Annotated in this window: 14 protein-coding genes and 1 pseudogene; 11 read left to right on the forward strand and 4 right to left on the reverse strand. The window is 46.4% G+C overall.

From position 1 onward, the window contains the following. The 7 genes and pseudogenes from JGK39_RS13950 to JGK39_RS13980 form a co-directional block, all read left to right on the forward strand. Window positions 1–2,515 (forward strand): annotated as a pseudogene (locus JGK39_RS13950) (Ig domain-containing protein group 2 domain-containing protein); the annotation flags it as partial. A 4-nt stretch (window positions 2,516–2,519) separates the two neighbouring features. After that, the gene (locus tag JGK39_RS13955) at window positions 2,520–2,711 is read left to right on the forward strand and encodes a cytoplasmic protein (RefSeq protein ID WP_293248086.1); all 192 of its coding nucleotides are present in this window, start codon (window positions 2,520–2,522) and stop codon (window positions 2,709–2,711) included. Between the two features lie 86 nt (window positions 2,712–2,797). Then, window positions 2,798–2,971, forward strand: a complete 174-nt coding sequence (locus tag JGK39_RS13960; protein WP_293248089.1) for a hypothetical protein — start codon at window positions 2,798–2,800, stop codon at window positions 2,969–2,971. 4 nt (window positions 2,972–2,975) lie between these two features. Beyond that, on the forward strand, window positions 2,976–3,230 hold the full coding sequence (locus tag JGK39_RS13965) for a cytoplasmic protein (protein ID WP_293186102.1): 255 nt from the start codon (window positions 2,976–2,978) through the stop codon (window positions 3,228–3,230). Beyond that, window positions 3,215–3,616 (forward strand): hypothetical protein, encoded by a 402-nt coding sequence (locus JGK39_RS13970; RefSeq protein ID WP_293248092.1) that lies wholly within the window; start codon window positions 3,215–3,217, stop codon window positions 3,614–3,616. Before JGK39_RS13965 ends, JGK39_RS13970 begins: the two co-directional genes overlap by 16 nt. Before the next feature lie 321 nt (window positions 3,617–3,937). Further along, a complete protein-coding gene (locus JGK39_RS13975) occupies window positions 3,938–4,138 on the forward strand; it encodes a cytoplasmic protein (protein ID WP_293248095.1) in 201 nt (66 codons plus the stop codon). 168 nt (window positions 4,139–4,306) lie between these two features. After that, window positions 4,307–4,858, forward strand: coding sequence for an opioid growth factor receptor-related protein (locus JGK39_RS13980; protein WP_293248098.1), 552 nt, complete (start codon window positions 4,307–4,309; stop codon window positions 4,856–4,858). A 236-nt stretch (window positions 4,859–5,094) separates the two neighbouring features. Here the strand turns inward: JGK39_RS13980 and JGK39_RS13985 are convergent, their stop codons facing one another. The 3 genes from JGK39_RS13985 to JGK39_RS13995 all read right to left on the reverse strand — a co-directional run bounded on the left by JGK39_RS13985 (window position 5,095) and on the right by JGK39_RS13995 (window position 14,028). Next, window positions 5,095–10,554, reverse strand: coding sequence for an AAA family ATPase (locus tag JGK39_RS13985; RefSeq protein ID WP_293322239.1), 5,460 nt, complete (start codon window positions 10,552–10,554; stop codon window positions 5,095–5,097). Between the two features lie 680 nt (window positions 10,555–11,234). Continuing rightward, entirely contained in the window at window positions 11,235–12,566 is a 1,332-nt protein-coding gene (locus tag JGK39_RS13990) for an ATP-binding protein (RefSeq protein ID WP_293248104.1), read from the reverse strand. A 250-nt stretch (window positions 12,567–12,816) separates the two neighbouring features. Further along, entirely contained in the window at window positions 12,817–14,028 is a 1,212-nt protein-coding gene (locus JGK39_RS13995; protein ID WP_293248107.1) for an RNA-guided endonuclease TnpB family protein, read from the reverse strand. Window positions 14,029–14,260: 232 nt separating this feature from the next. Between JGK39_RS13995 and JGK39_RS14000 the strand changes: the two genes are divergently transcribed. Next, window positions 14,261–15,160, forward strand: coding sequence for an FtsQ-type POTRA domain-containing protein (locus JGK39_RS14000; RefSeq protein ID WP_293248110.1), 900 nt, complete (start codon window positions 14,261–14,263; stop codon window positions 15,158–15,160). Window positions 15,161–15,541: 381 nt separating this feature from the next. Then, a complete protein-coding gene (ftsZ, locus tag JGK39_RS14005; RefSeq protein WP_293248113.1) occupies window positions 15,542–16,816 on the forward strand; it encodes a cell division protein FtsZ in 1,275 nt (424 codons plus the stop codon). Between the two features lie 285 nt (window positions 16,817–17,101). Here ftsZ and JGK39_RS14010 read toward each other — a convergent pair whose 3' ends face one another. After that, window positions 17,102–17,881 carry an MBL fold metallo-hydrolase gene (locus tag JGK39_RS14010; protein ID WP_293248116.1) on the reverse strand — a complete coding sequence of 260 codons (780 nt, stop codon included), beginning with the start codon at window positions 17,879–17,881 and terminating at the stop codon, window positions 17,102–17,104. A 248-nt stretch (window positions 17,882–18,129) separates the two neighbouring features. Between JGK39_RS14010 and JGK39_RS14015 the strand changes: the two genes are divergently transcribed. Then, the gene (locus JGK39_RS14015) at window positions 18,130–19,050 is read left to right on the forward strand and encodes a hypothetical protein (protein ID WP_293248119.1); all 921 of its coding nucleotides are present in this window, start codon (window positions 18,130–18,132) and stop codon (window positions 19,048–19,050) included. A gap of 114 nt (window positions 19,051–19,164) precedes the next feature. Next, window positions 19,165–19,983 (forward strand): bifunctional hydroxymethylpyrimidine kinase/phosphomethylpyrimidine kinase, encoded by an 819-nt coding sequence (thiD, locus tag JGK39_RS14020; protein WP_293248122.1) that lies wholly within the window; start codon window positions 19,165–19,167, stop codon window positions 19,981–19,983. Window positions 19,984–20,045 lie beyond the last annotated feature (62 nt).

A 20,045-nucleotide genomic window follows, 5' to 3' on the forward strand; every position in this document is an offset into this window, starting at 1 on the left:
GAATGAACCCTGCGGTCTTCCTGGTTTTAAGCCTGATACTGATGTCGATAAGGTCAATCTTTATGTAAGCGTTTTTCCGCAAGGGAAGGGCTTGTTGCCCGATGATAGGTGGGATGGGTTAAATTCGGCTGGCGACCAAGATTACAATCCGAATCGGGTTCTGACTGCTGAATGGAACAATGGTATCTGGACTTGGGATGGCGGCACTAAAGCTGGTTCTTCTGAGGAGTTTACTCTTTCTAATGACCGAATGTTGACGGCGGGTCAGGAATATCATTGGGCTGTGGAAGCTGTGACGAATGGAGAGGAAAGAAAAGTTGTTACCAATCAGTTTAAAACTTTACTGCCGGCTCCGATGACTGGTAGCAATACTTTCAGTAGCGTTACGGTATTAACGCGGGGCTTAGAATCTCAACCTAATTTGATAGATCGCCAATTCGAGCAGATGGCTTCTCACCTGACTAAAGAAAATGGTTTGGTCATGCGTTACGATCTGGCCACTAACAAATGGGGGTGGCTGAATTTTGATGGCTCCACAACCTTCTCCCCTCCAAGTCATAAATTTGGCGCACCACTGATACTAATCCCTGGATGGGAACAGTCGCCAGAAGCAACCGCATTTAACTCTGGCTTTACTGAGGCAGCCGCAGATGCCTTTTTTGCTTCACTGGTAGCTTTAAATCAAAATTTGGTAAACACCCTTTTCAATTCACCTATGCACTTTATGGGGTTTGGTCAGGGTGCAGCGATCAACAATGAAATTGTCCAGCGTTTGGGGAGTTATTTTCCCTTCGCTGGTGGTACTAGCCTTGTAAACCGCGACCTCCAGATGACAACGATCGATCCTCATGCTTTCGACCCAAATGAGTCGGTAGCCTCCTTAAACAGCTTCCGCGATCCAGAAGTGCGAATCTGGGAAAATGTTACCTATGCCGATAACTATTATCAAGACGTTCCCGCTGTAGATACACAGGAAATTAATACCCCTGCTGGTCGGCGAATTGCGGAGGCGGATTGGAACGTACACCTTGGTGGTTCTGATGACTCGATCCGGATTGGATTTACTGAAAATAGCACGCATCGAAGGCCTCACCAAGCTCTAACTTGGTATGGAGGAACAGCTAACCTTAGCGGAAGTCAAATCCCCTCAAAGAATGGAGAGAAGATTTACCGTCGGCTTGGAGATCTGGAATTAGATAGTTCAGGGAATCCAACCACACCTACGTGGTACACACCCGACCATACTAATGCTAATTTTACTCACGGTGAACAACGAGCTCCTTGGGAAGGTATCGGTACTGGCTGGTTTTACTCGGTACTGGGTGGTGGCTCTCAATTACGCCCCTATGATGCTAACGTAAGTAACCGTGTCCCCGTAACTGAGGACAATACCTACACAGACGAAATTATAGGTAACAAGATGCGAGGTGACTATGCAGTTCCCACCCTTTTCAATGGTAATTTTGACGCCAGCAAACGTTTTACAGATCAGAGCGTTCCAGGCTGGTCTTTTTACAACTCTTTAAGTGTATCCGACAATCCTAATGTGTCGCAAAGACATCTGCATGAACGGGATGAGATTGATACCTTCTTAACCGAAGAGCAAAGAATATTAAACTACGGTTTGGCGGGAAAAAACTATACCTTGAAGATGGGAGGAACCGATGGACCTAAAGAAATAATTCATAATCTCTTTCTTGTCCCCGATCAAAACAGCTTACACGATAGTTTGAAGTTCGACCTGCACGTACCCCAAGACCAACTCGGTGCGGGAAGAAAAATTACGGTTTCTATGCAAGCAAACGTAGCTGGTTACGAACAGTTTACGTCAATAGGAACTATCGATTTAGAGCGAGGAGTATCTGGAATAAATAGCTCTCCGGAGGATCTCGACAGCAACATTCGCAAGATCGGTTATGGTACTGAAGGCTTGGAAACTTTCTACCTAAATCTTCCGGAAGAACTGCGCGGTAAGGCAGCTTTACTCAAGTTTGAAATCAATGACGGCACTGTTTACCTTGACGATATTTCTTTTGGCAAGAAGTGGGAACCTTCTATGACTCTCGCTGAGGCTGAAGAATATATAAAAAATAGCGACTACAGCGGACGCGTGTTCCATCATGGAACTAACCCAGATGGTGCTGCTAGTATTGCGGGGGCTGGTGTAAATCCCGCTAGGTTCACAAGAGGTTTCCTCGGAATAGGTTTTAATGTGACAAATCGGGAGGAGAGGGCTAGGGATTTTAGCAGCGATGAGAATGGCAATCCAAGGGTGGGTCCGGTATTAAAGATCCTGCTGAACGTAAAAAACCCCAAAGTTTATCAGGATTTAATTGAATTTGATAAGGAGGTAGCTAATTACGGTCTGGAAACTGGTCTACAAGAACCAGAACGGACTGTTAGATATGCAGAGTATCTCAAATCTCAGGGGTATGATGCGATCTCGACTACCTCAACAAGCATGCAACATCATTTAGTTTTCGACCCCAAACAAGTAGTAGTTGTTGAGGATTAATCAAATGGCTGAATATGGAGGATGCCGTGCCTGCCGTCACTTGTTTTATGGCGTGTATATAGACGAGATTCCAACTTGTCGCGCCTTCCCTGAAGGAATACCACTAATGATTGTCGTCGGAAATATAGAACACACAAAACCTTTACCCGACCAAGACAATACAATTGTTTATGAACCAGCCGAAGCAGCCAAGTAGGCAGTACCCAAAGGCTAACTCGGTGCGGGAATAAAGATTATGCTGAACGTAAAAACCCCAAAGTCTATGTTAGTGTGGAGGAATTTATGGCTCACGTAAATAATTATGGTCGGGAAACTGGTTTACAAAAACCAGAACTGACTGTTAGATATGCAGAGTATCTCAAATCTCAGGGGTATGATGCGATCGCGACTACCCCAGAATTCATGCAATATTATTTAGTTTTCGACCGCAAACAAGTAGTTGTTGTTAAGGAGTAATCAAATGGCTGAATATAAACGATGCCTTGACTGCCGTCACTTGTTAGATGGCATTGTAGACGAGATTCCAACTTGTCGCGCCTTCCCTAAAGGAATACCACTAATTTTTGTCGTCGGAGGTGGAGAACATATAAAACCTTTACCCGACCAAGGCAATACAATTGTTTATGAGCCAATAGAACACACAAAACCTTTACCCGACCAAGACAATACAATTGTTTATGAACCAGCCGAAAAACCTTTTTGGCAGACGGAGTGACAACCGAGTCAAAAGCCCCATCGGTAGCGGATTTGGTAGATCCTGCTTACTTTAACAGAGGATACTCATTGTTTGGACCGGGACTTTATTTATCAAATGATATAAGGGTAGCCGAAATCTACAGCACCGATGATGCCGTATTAGATATAACGTTAAATGTAAAAACTCCCCAAATATATTCACATGATTTTGCCTACAAGTCCAGCTTAGAAAACTACCGTTTAACTAATGGTTTACAGTTGTCAGACCAAGAGTTAATTAATCAATATGCAGAATATTTAAAATCTCAAGGTTACGATGCTCTTCAAATAGGAAATGCTCTAGTTCCTTGGAGAAAAAGCATCCTAGTTTTTGACCCAAAACAGGTAGTAGTTGTTCGCCCATAATCTTCCAATGAATAAAAATCAAATGAGCAAATATGAAGGTTGTCGTTGTTGTCGGCATTATTTAGTTGAACTAACTTGCAGTGCCTTTCCTGAAGGAATACCTCTGGTAATAATATCAGGGCAAATTCAACATACTGAAATTCTACCCAAGCAGGGAAATACAATTGTTTATGAGGCAATTAAAAAAAGTACAACAGACCAAATGGAAGAGTAAAAATAAAATTGGCTGGGCAGAGCCAGACGCTAAAAACGTAAAAAATGATACGATCTGTAAAAGTTTAGATTAATTTATAGATCGTATTGTTGTTAAGGAGTAATCAAATGGCTGAATATGGAGGATGCCTTGCCTGCCGTCACTTTTTTTATCGCGTGTATGTAAACGAGATTCCCACTTGTCGCGCCTTTCCTGAAGGAATTCCACCAATTATTATCGTCGGAAAAGAACATACAAAACCTTTACCCGATCAGGACAATACAATTGTTTATGAACCAGCCGAAAAACCTTTTTGGCTGACGGACTGACAACAAGAGTCAAAAGCCCCATCGGTGGCGGATTTTGACTCTTGTTATTGGCGAGGAAAATATAGAGGAAAACAGGAGGATGAAGGTTGGTATCTTTTGACCAGTGTCGGCACCTTAAGACAATCGATCGATATCTTCAAATGTCAGTAAATCATTTCCAAGGAATTAATGAGTTATTTAAGCGAATCAAATCCAATTTTAGATTTTTATCTCGACCAGCAGCCAAATTCGCAAGGCCGGGCGATCGAGGATATTTGGTCGTGGGATTACCAGAAGTTAGAAGCGATACACGACTACATTCAATGGCTGTTTCCGCTGACAGAAAAAAGTTACTTTAATACGAGCGATCCTACTTTGAATGAGCGGGTAATTCAAGCTTTTAGAACAAGCGATGAATTGAGAAATCGCTTAATTAAATCTCTCAAAGTCATGCTGGCTTTTTACGGGTTGGAATGCCGCACAGAAGAAAACGCGGAAATTGTCATTGCCAAATCTGAGGAATATTTGTCGAGAAGCCGAAAGTGGATTGAAAGATTGAATCACAATTACCTGCGCCTGACTAGGATACTGAAAAGTTTGACAATTTTGGGATTGGAAAATTATGCTTTAGCTCTTTTTAATTGTTTGGATGAGATATATAATGAAAACAAGGAAATTATTGGTTTAACGACTTATAAGTATTGGAAAAACGCTGTAAAGCGAAGTTCAATAACAAATTGAGGACAATACTATTTTACCTCGATTATTTTAAGTAATGAGTTCAAGGAGACAAGATTATCCATATGTTACTGGCAGAATTACTCGATAGTTATAATGCTGGCGATCGCAATTTCGCCGGGTAGCTCAATATGGTATTTCTACTGAGTTAGCCCGAGCTAACTTAAGCAACATTATTTTAAGTGGAGCTCACAGACTTGATTGGAGCCGACTTAACTAATGCTGATTTAAGTGAATGACTAAAACTGAGATTTAGGCGCTACCCCGTCACAAAGACGCCGATCGCGATCGCTCACATTAGGATTAGTTCTGAGATAATCCCCCACCCAATCGCAGCCCCTCACCAGCAAATCATCAAGATCCAAATTCCACCTAGCAGAAGCTAGAATTTTCCCATCCGGGCTAAAACTCAAGCCCATCACACTATCCTTGTGACCGGTCAAAGTTTTCAGCAAAGTCCCGCTGCGGCTCCACAGCTTCACCTTATGATCGTAACTGCCCGAAGCAACCAACAAACCGTCCGGGCTAAAACCCACGCTAGTCACGCTGTCGCTAGAACCCTTCAGCAGCGTCGCCACCAAAGTTCCGTCCACCTTCCACAGCTTCACCGAATTGTCGTAACCAGCCGAAGCCAGCATTTTGCTATCAGGACTAAAAGCAACCCCCAACACAAAACTATTGTGAGCCCCTTCAAACGTCCTCAACAAACCACCGTCCCGATTCCACACTTTAACAGTACCGTCATCGCTTGCAGAAGCCAGCATTGAGCCGTCAGGACTGAATGTCACCCCAGTTACCCAACCTTTGTGTCCCGTCAAAGTCTTAATCAACCTGCCGTGTCTCGTCCAGAGTTTCACAGTCTTGTCCTTGCTCGCCGAAGCGATAATCTCGCTGTCGGGGCTAAAATTCACGCTCATCACGCTGTCGCCGTGTCCTTCGAGGGTAAACAGCACAGAAGGCGAACACGGAAATAGCGGCGCCGAAGGACAAGGGAGACTATTACTCGTCGCATCTTTGTTCAGACTCCAGACTTTCACCGTTTTGTCGTAACTCCCAGAAACCAGTAGCTGTCCGTCGGGGCTGAAACTGACGCTGGCGACTCTCTGAGTGTGTCCTTCCAAGGTTTCGAGCAAAATCCCGGTGCGGCTCCAGAGTTTGATAGTTTTGTCCGTAGAAGCAGAAGCCAGCTTTTGACCGTCGGGGCTGAAAGTAACGCTTTGCACCCGGTTTTGGTGTCCGTCAAGGGTTTTGAGCGGCACATCGTCGAGCCGCCAAAGTCGGACTGTTTTGTCAAAACTTGCCGAAGCTAGAGTTTTGCCATCCGGGCTAAAACTTACCTGAGTAACTCGATCGGCGTGTCCCTCAAAAGTTCTGAGCAAACGACTGTCCGGTTTAATATTGCTAGCATCCGTCGGGCGTTTGTCGCCAACACCGGCTAGACTCCAGAGTTTGACTGTCCCGTCTGCGCTTCCCGAAGCAAGTATTTTGCCGTCGGGGGAGTAACTGACACCAAATACCCACTTGCTGTGTCCCCGCAAAGTTGTTAGCAGTTCGCCCGCCTTTGCCTTGGCTGATTTTTTTCGGGCTGGGTATTTTATGGCAGCGATGCTCCAGATTTTGACTGTTTTGTCTTCACCGGCACTGGCGATCGTTTCACCGTCTGGGGAAAAACTGACTGTGTATACTTTGGAGGGTTTTTTGTTTTCGCTGTGCCACAAATTAGCGATTAACCTGCCGTCAGAGTTCCACAGTTTGACAGTACCGTCATCGCTGGCGGAGGCGATGATTTTACCGTCGCGGCTGAAGCTGAGCCAATTTATGGGAGCTCGTTGTTCGATCGTTTGCAGCAGCGTACCGTCGGTTTTCCAAATTTTGATAGTTTTGTCTGTGGATGCGCTGGCGATCGTTTGACCGTCCGGGCTAAAAGCAACGGCGGTAACACTGTTAGTATGTCCCGTTAAAGTGGTCAGCAAAGTGCCGTCAGTTTGCCAAATTTTGACAGTTTTATCTAAACTTGCCGAGGCGATCGTTTTATTGTCGGGACTGAACGCGACACAGGAGACGCTGTTAGTGTGTCCTTTGAAAGTAGCCAGCAAACTGCCGTCGCGCCGCCAAAGTTTCACGGTTTTATCTACGCTAGCAGAAGCTATTGTTTGGCCGTCTGGACTGAAACTCAGACCCCAAACTACGTCACCGTGTCCCTCCAAGCGGTTGCGTTCTTTGACGCCATAAACTGCCTGCTGGAGGGCAGCAGCAATCAGAATTTCGGTGTCCTTGAGCGTGTGCATTTCTTGGGAGTGTTCGATCTGTCTCCACTTTTTACCCGCTCTCAAACTTTCGAGCATGGCGTCAAATTTGTTGTTTGAGAAATAAAGTGCTTCTGAAGCTGCTGTGAGGGTACTGATTTCGGCTCGCTGAGTTTGAGCGACAGCTAGTTGTTTTTGACCGACTGCCCGCCACCAAAAGTTGACGGCGGCGATGGTGGAACTCGTTAGCAATAGGACGCCGATCACTGCTACTCCTAGCATTTGTTTGAGAAAAGTATTGGCTCGGTAGAGCTGTGCTTGACTCATCTTTTTGTCGGCTTCTGCTTTGTGGAGTCTGGCTTCTAAGCCGAATCTTTGGCGGATCGGCCGCACTAAATAGTCGTGTACCAATTGATAGCGGTCTTCGGGCGATTCCCGCAGCAGAAATAGCAAACCGTGACCGACTAAAATGTCTAAAATTAAGTCGAGGTTGTCGGTTTTCTTTTGTCCGCTTTCTGGTTCTTTTGCGAACTGTCGCTGTAGGGAAACTCTGCCTCTGCTGCCGATCGCCGATAATTCACTTTCGCCCCCATCTGCCGGCTGCTGGCCTGTCACTAAGGACAGTTCGTGTTTGGTTTTAATCAGCCTCACGCCTCTTTCATCGGTGAGGGCAAACAAGATTTTCCAAGCTGCGTCTTCGTTAACCAGGCCGCAGTCAGAGATAACTCCTTCGAGCGATCGCTTCACCAATTCTGCTTTGGGATTGGCGCCCAATTGCTGGTATTGTGCTAGAGTGGTAATACCTTCTTCTTGCAGTTGCGCTCCCACTACCTGCAATTCGATCGGTCGCACTTCTTGCAGTTCGTCTGCTAAATCTTCCACGAAGGCATCGATCAGTGCCGGTTCTAAATAATATTCTGCCCGTTTCGTTAAGTGTCCGATTACAGCCCGCGCGTCTTTGATCGAAAAACTTCGCAGTTGGTAGCGGATGCTTTTGTCGAGAATATTATTGTTAATGGCGTCGAGATCGGGGAAGCGATCGCAGTCGAGCAAATAGTGCAAGTAATCTTCGCGCAAGCACAGAATTATCTTGACATAAGGCAGGTTCAAAAACAAGCGCAAAAAGTTATAAAAAAGTTGTCTTTGTGCCACTGAAGTCGAAACAAAGAAAAATTCTTCAAATTGATCGAAAATTAGCACAGTTAACAAATTATTTGTGGCATTTTCGCGCAACTGCTCTATAAGAAAAGAAGAAGTTTCCGAGCAGCCTTCTGGGGAAATAGAGCAACTGCTTTTATGGATTTCCTGTACTCCTTGGGCGATTAATTGCGTTTCATCTTCGGCTTGTTTGTCGTACAGCGCGCTGTTCAAAGCCTTTTCTAATTCCACCAGCCAGTCGGTGTAAACTTTGATAACTACGGGCAAGGCATCCCGCGCGCCCGGAGTAATATTTTTTAAAGCAGGTACTAAGCCGGCATTGACTAGAGAACTTTTCCCGACTCCGCTGGGCCCGTGAATAATAGTTAATTTATGGTCGTCCCTGCTAATTCTTTCGAGCAATCTATTGATATCTTTTTGGCGGGAATAAGCTGTCATTTCCGCTGCGATCGCAGCTTGATTTTGAGCTGAGGGGCTCGAAGGATTGACCGCTTGACGCTGCTGTTGCAATTGGCTGGCTCCGATAAAAGCTCTAAATCCGTATTGATACTCGATCGATCGCTGGGTTTTTTTAATCCGGAAAGCTTTGAGATACTCTCCCTGCTCGAAATAAACCGTTTGCAGTTCTGTCAAAATATCGATGTAAAGTCGGGGATCGTACTTGGGTTCGCTTTGAGTTTGAGCCAACTCCAAGGAATGAACCGCCGCTTCCCACTGGCCTAGCTCCCGCAAACTGCGAGCTAACAGTAAAAGATACGAACTGCGATCGGATTTGGGATGTTGGATTTTAGATTTGGGATCGTTGCTGGACTCGTTAGTACCCACGAATTCTGGATAATTTCCCGCAAATCCCAATCTCAAATCTTCAATCAACAATCTTAAATCATTAGGTGTTTGATCCAAAATCGCCAAGGCTAACTCGGCTAGCTGGCGGGCTTGACTCCACCTCGACTGTTGCAGGGCAACTTCAGCCAAAAATCCGTAATCTTGAGCTAGTTGGCTGGCAGTACCGTAAGTGAAGTGCAACTGCAAAGAATTTTCAGCTAATGCTTGCAACTCTCCCCAAGCTTTCAGGCGTTGCAAGACTTGTCCGAGGTGTGCTGTTACCTCAGCTACCAATTCCGGGCGATCGGCAAGGGAGAAAGCATTTCTAGATTGTTCCAGGCTAATCCAAGCTTGTTCCCAGTGGTGGCGGTTGGCTACCGGATTTCTGGCTGCTTGCAAGCGGTGGCACAAAGCTATGTGAAACAGCACTATGCCTTCTCTCTCTAAAAATAAAATGTTGGGGACAGGATTCGACAAGGAGGAGCAGAGGGTCGATCGATTTTCGGCATATTCCCAGTTTGCCAGTTCCCAGTTGCCGGTTTGCTGCTGCCAAAATATTAAGCTTTCTTGGTAGTGAATTAATGCTGTTTCGGTTTGGTCGCTGACATAGTAATCTCGACCCAGAACGAATTGCAGGCTGGCTTTGAGGGCAGGTTCTAATTCTTGACCGCGATTGTGTAAATCTCTTAAAGCTAATTCTAGTTCTCGGCGCGACAAAGAGCCGATCGCCAAATCCAGGGTATTGCCGGGACTCAAGGGCGAATAGGAGTGGACATCTAATTGTCGTCCGTTTTGGAGTTGAGAGTTAAAGGTGAGAAAGCGTTCTCCAGAGCTGATTTGAGGCTCCAATGCCGGTTTTTCCCAGTCGGTTTCGCAGGTGTAAAAACCCGATCGGGTGCCGGCTGTACTGCTGCCGAGTTCTTGATTGATTTCGCCTACTTTAAATATGGTATCGGCTTGCTGTGCCAGGAAATTAATTAATTCGTCAACAGCCATTTCAAATTTAATGGTGGCGGCGGCCCAACTTTTGAAGTCCGGGGCCAGACGAATCATTTTGGTCACAATGTCATCTGTTACCCACAAAACCACCGGGCAGGAAAAATTTTTGCGAAATTCGTCTCGCACTTGATTGGTAGACGCCATCAATTCGTCGATCGCAACTACTGTTTCTAAACCAAATACCATTAAAGCCGAGGGGGAACCTACAGCCGAAGCCCCGCTAGGAAGGAGCGTGTTTGCCTGGAGGGTAGTGTAAAGGGTTTTGACGGATGCTGGCAGGACGAGATCTTGAATTGGAACTGCGGACATTTCTCGCAGCCGCTGGGCTATTTGCTGGCGCAACTGCTCGTAGTTGCAGCGCACCAAAATTAGCGAAAATTGCTGCTGAGACATGGCGATGGATCTTACCAGAGTTTTGAGCGATCGCTCGTTGTATCTGGCAGTTTCTTGTTGTTTAAGTAGATCGGTCATGCGTGCACCCCTCTTGCAGAAATCAATTACCTAACGATTGCCGATCGTGACTGAAACAGTATCTACTTAGAGATGCCCGTATCGGTCTGGCGCTTTATATCTGTAGGAATACGTAGTTTTTCGTACTTCTACTATGAATACTTACATAGTCATCAGGTTTAATCTAAAAATATCATAGCTCTCAATCTCAGAGAATGGGAAACTTGACAATAAAAATTAAACCTAGATTAAATATTTTTTAATCAGCTACAGATAAATTCCTCCCAGTCATAAAGATCCGACCGCGAAATTATGGATTATATCGGCGACTACCTATTAGCAAACGATAGGTGTATCTGTAGCATCTATTTAGCCGAAAAGCAAAAAAAAATGATCGCGGAGGATCCATCTAGAAGAAGAGCAACGGATAAATACATAGCTGCACGGTCTGGCATGGCAGAGGCGAAAGTTGAGATTGGGGACAGTTATTGGGTGGTTGCAAATATTTACAGGGCAATAATATTGACCGCGTACAGACCGCATCAAACAGAAATCAGCCAGCGGCGAAAACCGCTGACTGCGTGCTATATTCGATTGTAGGAATTAGGAGTTTTGAGCGGTAAATATTAAGTTAAAGAGTTTCTAATTCACTCGCCACAAATCATTTTTAGAGTCGATGGGAGCGAGTTCAAAAATCCCAACTATTCTTGGTGAGTTCGCTGTTGCCACTCCTGATATTTTTTGGTTTCTGCTAAGGCTGGATTGATACCAAACCAGCGACCTTCTCGATCGCGGTATTCAAAGACAAACATACTTCGCAACAAAATTTGAGATTCTTCTTCACCGGTTACACTTTGTCGGTTGACGACTTGAAACAGCAGTTCCCATTCCGTGTCATTGATGGCTCCCAAAAGGTCATCGCGATATTCTTGAATGACGCTTTCGAGGCATTCGCTAGAGAAGGGAGGATCTTCATGTTGCAAACAGCTATACAAAAGCATCAGTAGATTGCGAACATGGCCGCCGCTAATCCGGCAGAGCCTGTCTAAAGTTTCGGGAGAGTCAAAGACTTTGGAAATCAAATCGATGCGTTGAAGGGGAGCAACTGTGGGGAAAGCTCTAGCCAATACGAGCTGCCGCAGCAGTGCCATTCCTTCGATGTGATCGTCGCCCGATCGCCTCAGCACCGGTACCATCGGCATCACCTTGGGTTTGACTCCAAATCGACTGGCGAGACGGCCAAAGTCGTTGGAAAAAATCAAAGTCAGGGGAATCGTGTAGACGACGTGGCAATTGAGTTTTTTCAACTGTTCGCCGCGGTCTAAAAACAGGTATTCTGGCTGGGTGCGTCCGCTGGGCTTGAGGGAGGCGTCGAGGCGATCGAGATTGTCAACGATGACTGCGAGGCCTTTTTTGCCTTGTTGCTTGAGTTCGGCGTTAGCTCTGTCGAGGAGTTCTTCGTTGATCGACTGCAAGATGCTGTTGGTGCGGGGTTCGAGATATTGCCTCAGTTGCGATCGCAGTTTGGGAGAATCTTTAGTTTTAGCAGTAACTCGAGCAATGCCTATAGATAACTCCGCTTCTGCTGACAAATCTATGGGAGTCTGCAAAAATTCTGCCACTTCTGCAAACAGATTTGTAAAATAGCTCGGTCTGAGTTTGATTCGGGCCGATTCCATAGTTTCGCTGACTTGGCGGGCTATGCTCAGCAAAATATCGCTGATGTCTACATCGCCCATGTCTAAGTCTTGGGAAGACTCGAAGTAGACGACGCAAAAACCATCTTGCTCTAGCTCAGCTTTGAGTCGAAACAATTCGGTAGATTTGCCGCAGCCGATATGCCCTGTAAATAGCTGACAGGTTGGCTCGTCGGGGGAGATGCGGGTGATGGTTCGCTGTAAAGATTCAATGATTTTGCCGCCCCGCACGGAACCAAAATCGATGTAGTATTGATAATCTCCTGGGTCTCCCGCGACAAGGGTCTTACTCGGGTTGCAGGCTTTATAGAATCTGTCTAATTCGAGTGCGATCACAATTGAAGCCGGCTAAAAGTTAAAAAGTTAATCGAAAGTCTAAACTTTCTTTTGTTGAGTTTAGTTTGATTTGTCACCATTTGCCGTGTGGGGTAATGCCCTAAATACCCAAACAACCTCTATCTGCTAATCAACCGGACGGCGCGGGAATTTGGAATTTTTAATTAAGAAATTTTAATTACCTAACTGAATCGGTGAATTTACGGATATTTGCCCTGCTTATGGGTAATTTCGCGGGGATCTGGGTGAACTACTCATCGTCAAGCGGGATACCGCTATGACGGGAGCTTCCAACTTCAAGCGGAACAGCATCCAGCAAGACCGAAATCTTACCAGGTTGACTTACATTCCGTCCATTGGCAGTAGCACTGGTTCCCAATGCCAAAATCCGCAAGGCTTCATCTCTAATATTCTTCGCCGCGTTCACGTCTCTATCGTTACGGCTATGACACTTAGGACAATCCCAATGACGAACATTCAAAGGCATGGATGATACCTTGTGGAGACAATTATTGCAAGTCTTAGAGCTAGGAAAAAAGCGGTCTACCTCGATGTAGACCTTACCTAGTATCTGGGACTTGTACTTTAACATTGTTCCAAACATTCCCCATCCTGCATCGCTAATAGCTTTTGCTAGACAGTGATTGCATACCATACCTTTGATGTTGAGATTTTCTACTGCAATAACTTGGTTTTCGTCTACTATCTTGCGGGACAGCTTGTGCAGAAAATCTTCGCGCACTCTTTTGATTTTTGAATGAACTTTGGCTACTAATTTTTTAGCCTTTTGTCTGGTGTTACTCCCCTTTTGTTTATGATTTAGTTTCTGTTGTTTACGCTTCAGATTGCGGCTATGCTTCTTGAGATGTTTGGGGTTGACATACTTGCTGCCATCACTGGTAACACAGAAATCTATCAGCCCAACGTCTAAACCTATCGCCTTGCCTGACGCATCACTTTCAGGGGTTTCTTGTCCACGATCTACTGAGATTGAGGCATAGTATTTACCATCAGTATTTTGAGAAATAGTAACGGTTTTGATGATGCCCTCTAGCGGTCGATGAATCCGACAATGTACCTCACCGATGATCGGCAGCTTGATGAAACTATCGCCTACTTTAACATTCTGAGGGTAACTAATAGACTGTCTTCCATGCTTAGATTTGAAGCTCGGAAAACCGCCTCGCTTATCAAAGAAGTTTTTGTAGGCAGTAGATAGATTTAGCGCCACTACTTGAAGTGATTGAGAATAAGCTGACTTTAACCAAGTATATTCTTTTTTGAGGCTTGGAAGCAATCCTTGTATTGCACCTCTACTCAGTCCTTTGCCAGTATCTTTATAGGTTTGCTGGCATAGATTCAAGCTGTAATTCCAGAACCAACGACAACAACCGAAAGCACCCGCAAAATACGTCTGCTGCTCGGCTGTTGGGTAGATTCGGAATTTATAGCTTTGATACATTATCGGCAATCCACATCTCTGCTAATATATCAGAGATGCTAGGGAAATACAAGAAATTTGCGATACCCTGAACCCAACGACTGCGTTTATCCGCTCGCCTAGTCGAAGGGCGAGCGAATAAACTCCGCCGAAGGTTTCGCTGGGTACAACTCACGCGCCTTTCATCCCCTATTAACCGACTACGGTATAGTGGGAGAATTCCCGTCTGTCTAGTTAAATTGTCAAGAGGTAGATGGCTAGTTTTGGAGCGGTTTCTCAAAAAGAGTTAGGGCGCAGGCGCGAAGAGTTGCGGCGGCAGCGCCGCGCTCGATCGGCAGCCCTGCTGTGGCAAATGCTGGCTGCCTGCGCGATCGCCGGCGGTTTGCTGTGGTGGATTGCACAGCCGGCTTGGTTGATTGCTCGATCGGAACAAGTGAAGGTGGAGGGCAATCAGTGGCTGTCGGACAAGGCGGTGCGCTCTTTGGTGCCGCTGTCTTACCCGCAGTCGCTGTGGGGAATTCAACCGCAGGCCCTGGCCCAAAAGCTGGAGTCAACCGGGCCGATCGCCAAAGCAAAGGTGACTCGCAACTTGTTTCCGCCTTCTTTGACGATAGAAGTGGCAGAAAGGCTGCCGGTGGCGGTGGCGCAGCCGGCTGCGGTGTTGAAATCTAGCGACAAGGAAAAGGTGGGGTGGCTGGATGCTCGCGGGGGTTGGATGCCGTCGGATAGTTATAATGCTGTGCGATCGAACTATGGTGCGATCGAACCGGGCAGCGCTGGGGGATCTGGACCCCAGCATTCTTTGCCCACTTTAAAAGTCATCGGGCCTTTGGAACTGTATCGCGCCTCTTGGCCGAAGTTTTATCAAGGACTCAGCGGCTTGACTGTGAAAGTGTTTGAGATTGATTGGCAAAACCCAAATAACTTGATCTTGAAAACAGAGATCGGTACGGTACACTTAGGGCCGTACAGTTCCAAGACGAGCGAGCAGCTTAAGGTTTTAGACCGAATGCGACAATTGCCAAAACAGCTTTCTTCAAGCAAAATAGCCTACATTGACTTGAGAAATCCTGCGGCCCCGATCGTCCACTTGCCAGAACCCCCTCCTAGTTTGGAGAGTTCAACTACCGCACCAACTCCGGCTCAGAATTGAGCCTGTGTCTGCCAAAGGTAGAAGGTATCGGCGACGATCGACAATCAGAATTTTTACCTCTGGGCATCAATACGCAGGAGTGGAAATCAGGGCACTTTTTTGATACCGATCTGCACCGGCAAAAAAATTGATAACTTTGGGTTCGATCCGATGCGTGCGGGGCTAGTATCCATTTTTTTCATTTTGCCTTGCCCAGAAGTGCCTCCTGCACAAGCACCTAGATGGGGTATGCAAGCTATGGGCGAGCAACAGCGGCCAAATCCGAGATTGCTAACATTGAGCCTCGATCGGTGTTAGTTTTTCGCGCAACATAGCCTATAGTTGATCGTGAATTGGCGTTTAGTTAAGTTAAGAAGCTGTAATCTACTATCCCCGACTCTAATGAATCTTAATAATAGTCAGGGGTCTGACCAAGACAGTCCCCCTTCGGAAGAAGTAAAAAATTTTCCGGTGGCCCTCGATTCCGCCAATCCCTTTAGACGCAAGTCTGGTTATGTAAATGTAGATAGTATTGATATCGATCCTATGGTCAATCCCAAAGACATAATGCCCAGCAGTGCCGCCAAAATCAAAGTAATTGGCGTCGGCGGTGGTGGCGGCAATGCCGTTAACCGGATGATTGCTAGCGAGGTTTCTGGCGTAGAGTTTTGGTGCGTGAATACGGATTCGCAAGCTCTGGTGCTCTCAAATGCTCCGAAACGCTTGCAAGTCGGGCAAAAGTTGACGCGAGGTTTGGGCGCAGGGGGCAATCCGGCGATCGGACAAAAGGCTGCCGAAGAGTCTCGCGACGAAGTTGCTAATGCTCTCAATCACGCCGATTTGGTGTTTATCACGGCCGGCATGGGCGGCGGTACGGGCACGGGCGCGGCTCCAATTGTCGCTGAAGTGGCTAAGGAAATGGGCGCTTTGACTGTGGGCATAGTAACGCGGCCTTTCACGTTTGAGGGACGGCGGCGCACCAGCCAAGCTGAAGAAGGAATCGCCGCTTTGCAAAGCCGGGTGGATACGCTGATCGTGATTCCTAACGACAAGCTGCTGTCGGTGATTTCGGAACAAATGCCTGTACAAGAAGCTTTCCGAGTTGCTGACGATATCCTGCGCCAAGGGGTTCAGGGTATTTCTGACATCATTACAATTCCCGGTTTGGTGAATGTTGACTTTGCTGACGTGCGGGCTGTAATGGCGGATGCGGGTTCGGCTTTGATGGGTATCGGCGTGGGATCTGGCAAGTCGCGGGCTAGGGAGGCTGCAATGCAGGCGATTTCTTCGCCGCTGCTGGAGGCTTCGAGCATTGAGGGCGCTAGAGGTGTGGTGTTTAACATCACGGGCGGTACAGATATGACGCTGCATGAAGTTAATGCGGCGGCTGAGACGATTTACGAAGTTGTCGATCCGAATGCCAATATTATTTTTGGAGCGGTGATTGACGAGCGGCTTCAGGGCGAAATTAAGATTACTGTGATCGCTACGGGTTTTTCGGGGGAAATTACCTCGCCTCCGCCTGCGGGGCGCATGCAAAATGTGAATGCTCCTTGGCGGGCTGCAACTGCGCCGGTGACTCCCGCTCAACAGACGCCCGATTTGAAAACGAAACCGCCACAGGATTTGGGATTGGATATTCCTGAGTTTTTGCGTAACCGCCGCCCAACCAAATAATTTTAGATTTGGGATTTTAGATTTTAGATTTTGGATTGTGGATTGTCGATAAATCTCCAATCTGAAAAATCTAAAATCTATGAGATCTGGGATTTGGGATTTTAGATTTATCTAAAATCTAAAAAATCTAAAATCCCCAATCTAAAATCTAAAATCTCTTGAGATTTTAGATTTGGGATTGGGGATTGTGGATAAATCTAAAATTTCCCATCTGAAAAATCTAAAATCTCTTGAGATTTGGGATTTAGGATTTTAGATTTATCTAAAATCTAAAAAATCTAAAATCTAAAATCTAAAATCTAAAATCTCTAGGGTTTGTCCGGGTTCGGGTTCGAGTAGCTGGGTGGAGAGTCCCGAATTGGCGAGCAAATCGCGAAATTCGGGGATGCTGCCGATCGACTTCACTAACATTGGTAAAATACCGGTGGCTCGGATATCTCCTGTGGTTGTCGGTACAAAAAACCGAGGTTTTAAGGCTTGAGCAAGCTTCAGAGCTTCTTTTGGGCCAATGATGATTTGTCCGAGGAAGGGGAAGATTTGACCGATGACGGGGGTAATTGCTACGTCTACGGTGTCTATTTTCTGTTTGACTTTTTCTAATGGCGGCAGGTGCGGCTCGTAATAAAGTGTCTCGCCGCTGCTTAAATCTTTGAGTAAATAGCCGTTTTCTTCTTGTCCCGGCTGAATTTCGGCTCCGGGTACGGCGGTTGTTTGTAATATTTCTTTAAATGTAAACTCTTGCCAATTTGCTAAAGATGTGATATTGGTGTAGCCTAAACTGCTGAGGACTTTGGCGGCGGTGGGTGAGGCGATCGCGGGAATTGTGCGATCGAGCTTTTCGAGAGTAGGTTTGTGACAGTGGTCGTCTAAGCCTTGGGAAATGAGGAGGAGGTCGATCGGGGGTAAGGTGCTGGGAGTGAAGGCGACGGGCGTGTTGTGGTAGGCGGTGAACAGCCAAGGTTGACCGTAAAATACGAGGGGATCGACTAGCCAGGGATCGACTAAGATGGTTTGGCCTCCGATGTGGAAGATCCAGGAGTTGAGGTCGATGCGGGTGAGTTTCATATTTATTTGCAATAATTCTTTACTTTATTTTAATCATAGCTAATTTGGTTGGGGATTTGGAACTGTTGAATCAGCCACAGGCGAGACGCCTGTGCCACCTACAGATTCAGCCACAGGCGCCACAGGCGAGACGCCTGTGCCACAGATTCAGCCACAGGCGAGACGCCTGTGCCACCTACAGATTCACTGTGACATAAATGTTATAGTTGAGGATAATTGAATCATTTAACGATACAAGCTGGCTCAAGATGGAAATCAACCAGAATCCGCTCGAATTTTTAACTATAAAAGTACAACAAACTGTTGCCGAAACTCAAAACTTAGCTAACGAAATTGCTGATAAAGTTCAAGAAAATGCAGCTTTAGTAACGGGGTGGGTAGAATCAGCGCCAAGTTCAATTGTTAGCGCTGGGGCGATCGCCACTGAAGAAGCTTTTAAAGTCGCGCACAACATCCGTTTTGAGAATCTGCCCAGAAATTTGCAATTCAAATTTGCTAGGGCTGGCGTGCGCGACGGAATGCGGAATGTGGAAGAAGCAGCAAAAGTATTTGAATCCATCCCCGCCCAAATTCGCGCCCAAGGCCCGGAAGCAATTCGCAACTTTTGTCAAGATAAAGATTGGAGTCACATTCAAGCCCGCGTCAATGGAGGCTCAAGCGAAGCTGCTAACGGGATTTTTGAATATTTTTGGGTGAATCGCGCCCGCGGTGGTGCAGATATGACTGCGGAAGAATTAGCAGTCGCTAAAAAAGTTTTAGCGGATGCTGCTTTTAAAGCAGCCGTTGCGGAAATCGTTGGGGCGGCAGTTAAAGGGGCGATCGCAGCAGCAGTAATTGAGTTAGTATTTTCGATCTTAGAAAACTCGCTGTTGTGTGTTGAAGGCAAAATTACCCAGTCAGAGTTAGTAGAAAAAGTCGCCGCCGCCACTGCTAAAGCTGGTATTGCTGGCGGTATAATTACGGGAATTTTGTTAACACTCTGTATGATATTTCCCCCAATTGCTGGGGTTTTAGGTGCCGCAGCGGTGCCTTTGGCGGTTGCAGGTATTGGTTTTATGGGAGTTCGCGCTTGGGAAATTTTTTGTCACGGCGATCGACTATTTGGTATTACGGAACAAGCGCAAAAATTTCTGGGAATGACAGAAGCGGTAAGTGAAATTAAATCCTAACAATAAAATCCGATCGACGGTTCGTAGTGTGGACTTTAGTCCGCAGGTTGAGAGCGGACTAAAGTCCACACTACGAACGATCGGACGCGAACATACCTGAAAACTGCTGTAATTATGCCGGAAATCAAGAAATCAAAAATACCAGTTGCAATGACGATCGCAGGATCTGATAGTGGTGGCGGGGCCGGAATTCAGGCGGATTTGCGGACTTTTGCGTTTCACTGCGTCCACGGTACGAGCGCTCTGACTTGCGTAACGGCTCAAAATACTTTAGGTGTGACCCGGGTCGATGCCATGGCTGCGGAGGCGGTGGCGGCTCAAATTGAGGCGGTGGTGGGTGATATTGGGGTGGATGCCGTCAAGACAGGGATGTTGCTGAACCGGGAAATTATGGTGGCGGTGGCTTCACAGGTTGAGGCTTTGGGAATAGGGAATTTGGTTGTCGATCCGGTAATGGTATCGCGATCGGGCGATCGACTGATTGACGACGGGGCGATCGCATTTTTGCGGGATAATTTAATTCCTTTGGCTGCTGTTGTAACTCCCAATCGGTTTGAGGCTCAAATTTTGAGCGGTTTGAAGATTGAGTCTGTTGATGATATGCGATCGGCGGCGGAGAAAATTCACAGTTTGGGCGCGAAAGCTGTTTTAGTCAAAGGTGGCGGGATGAAAGGGGATTTGCGGGGAATAGATGTTTGGTTTGACGGTACGCGGTTGGATGTGTTGAAAACTGAGACGGTGAATACTGGGAATACTCACGGGACTGGATGTACTTTAAGTGCTGCGATCGCCGCTAATCTAACTTTGGGTAAAGATTTGTTTACAGCGGTGACATTGGCTAAGAATTATGTGACAACTGCCCTGAAATATGCTTTAGATATTGGAGAAGGTCAAGGGCCTGTGAGTCATTTCTTCCCGCTGTTACTGAAATAAATTGTGAACCCATCCCTTCTCTTCCCTTCTTCCTTCGCGTCCTTCGCGCCTTCGCGGTTCGT

Origin of the sequence: Microcoleus sp. PH2017_12_PCY_D_A, assembly GCF_020738565.1 — a bacterium.
Lineage (GTDB): Bacteria > Cyanobacteriota > Cyanobacteriia > Cyanobacteriales > Microcoleaceae > Microcoleus.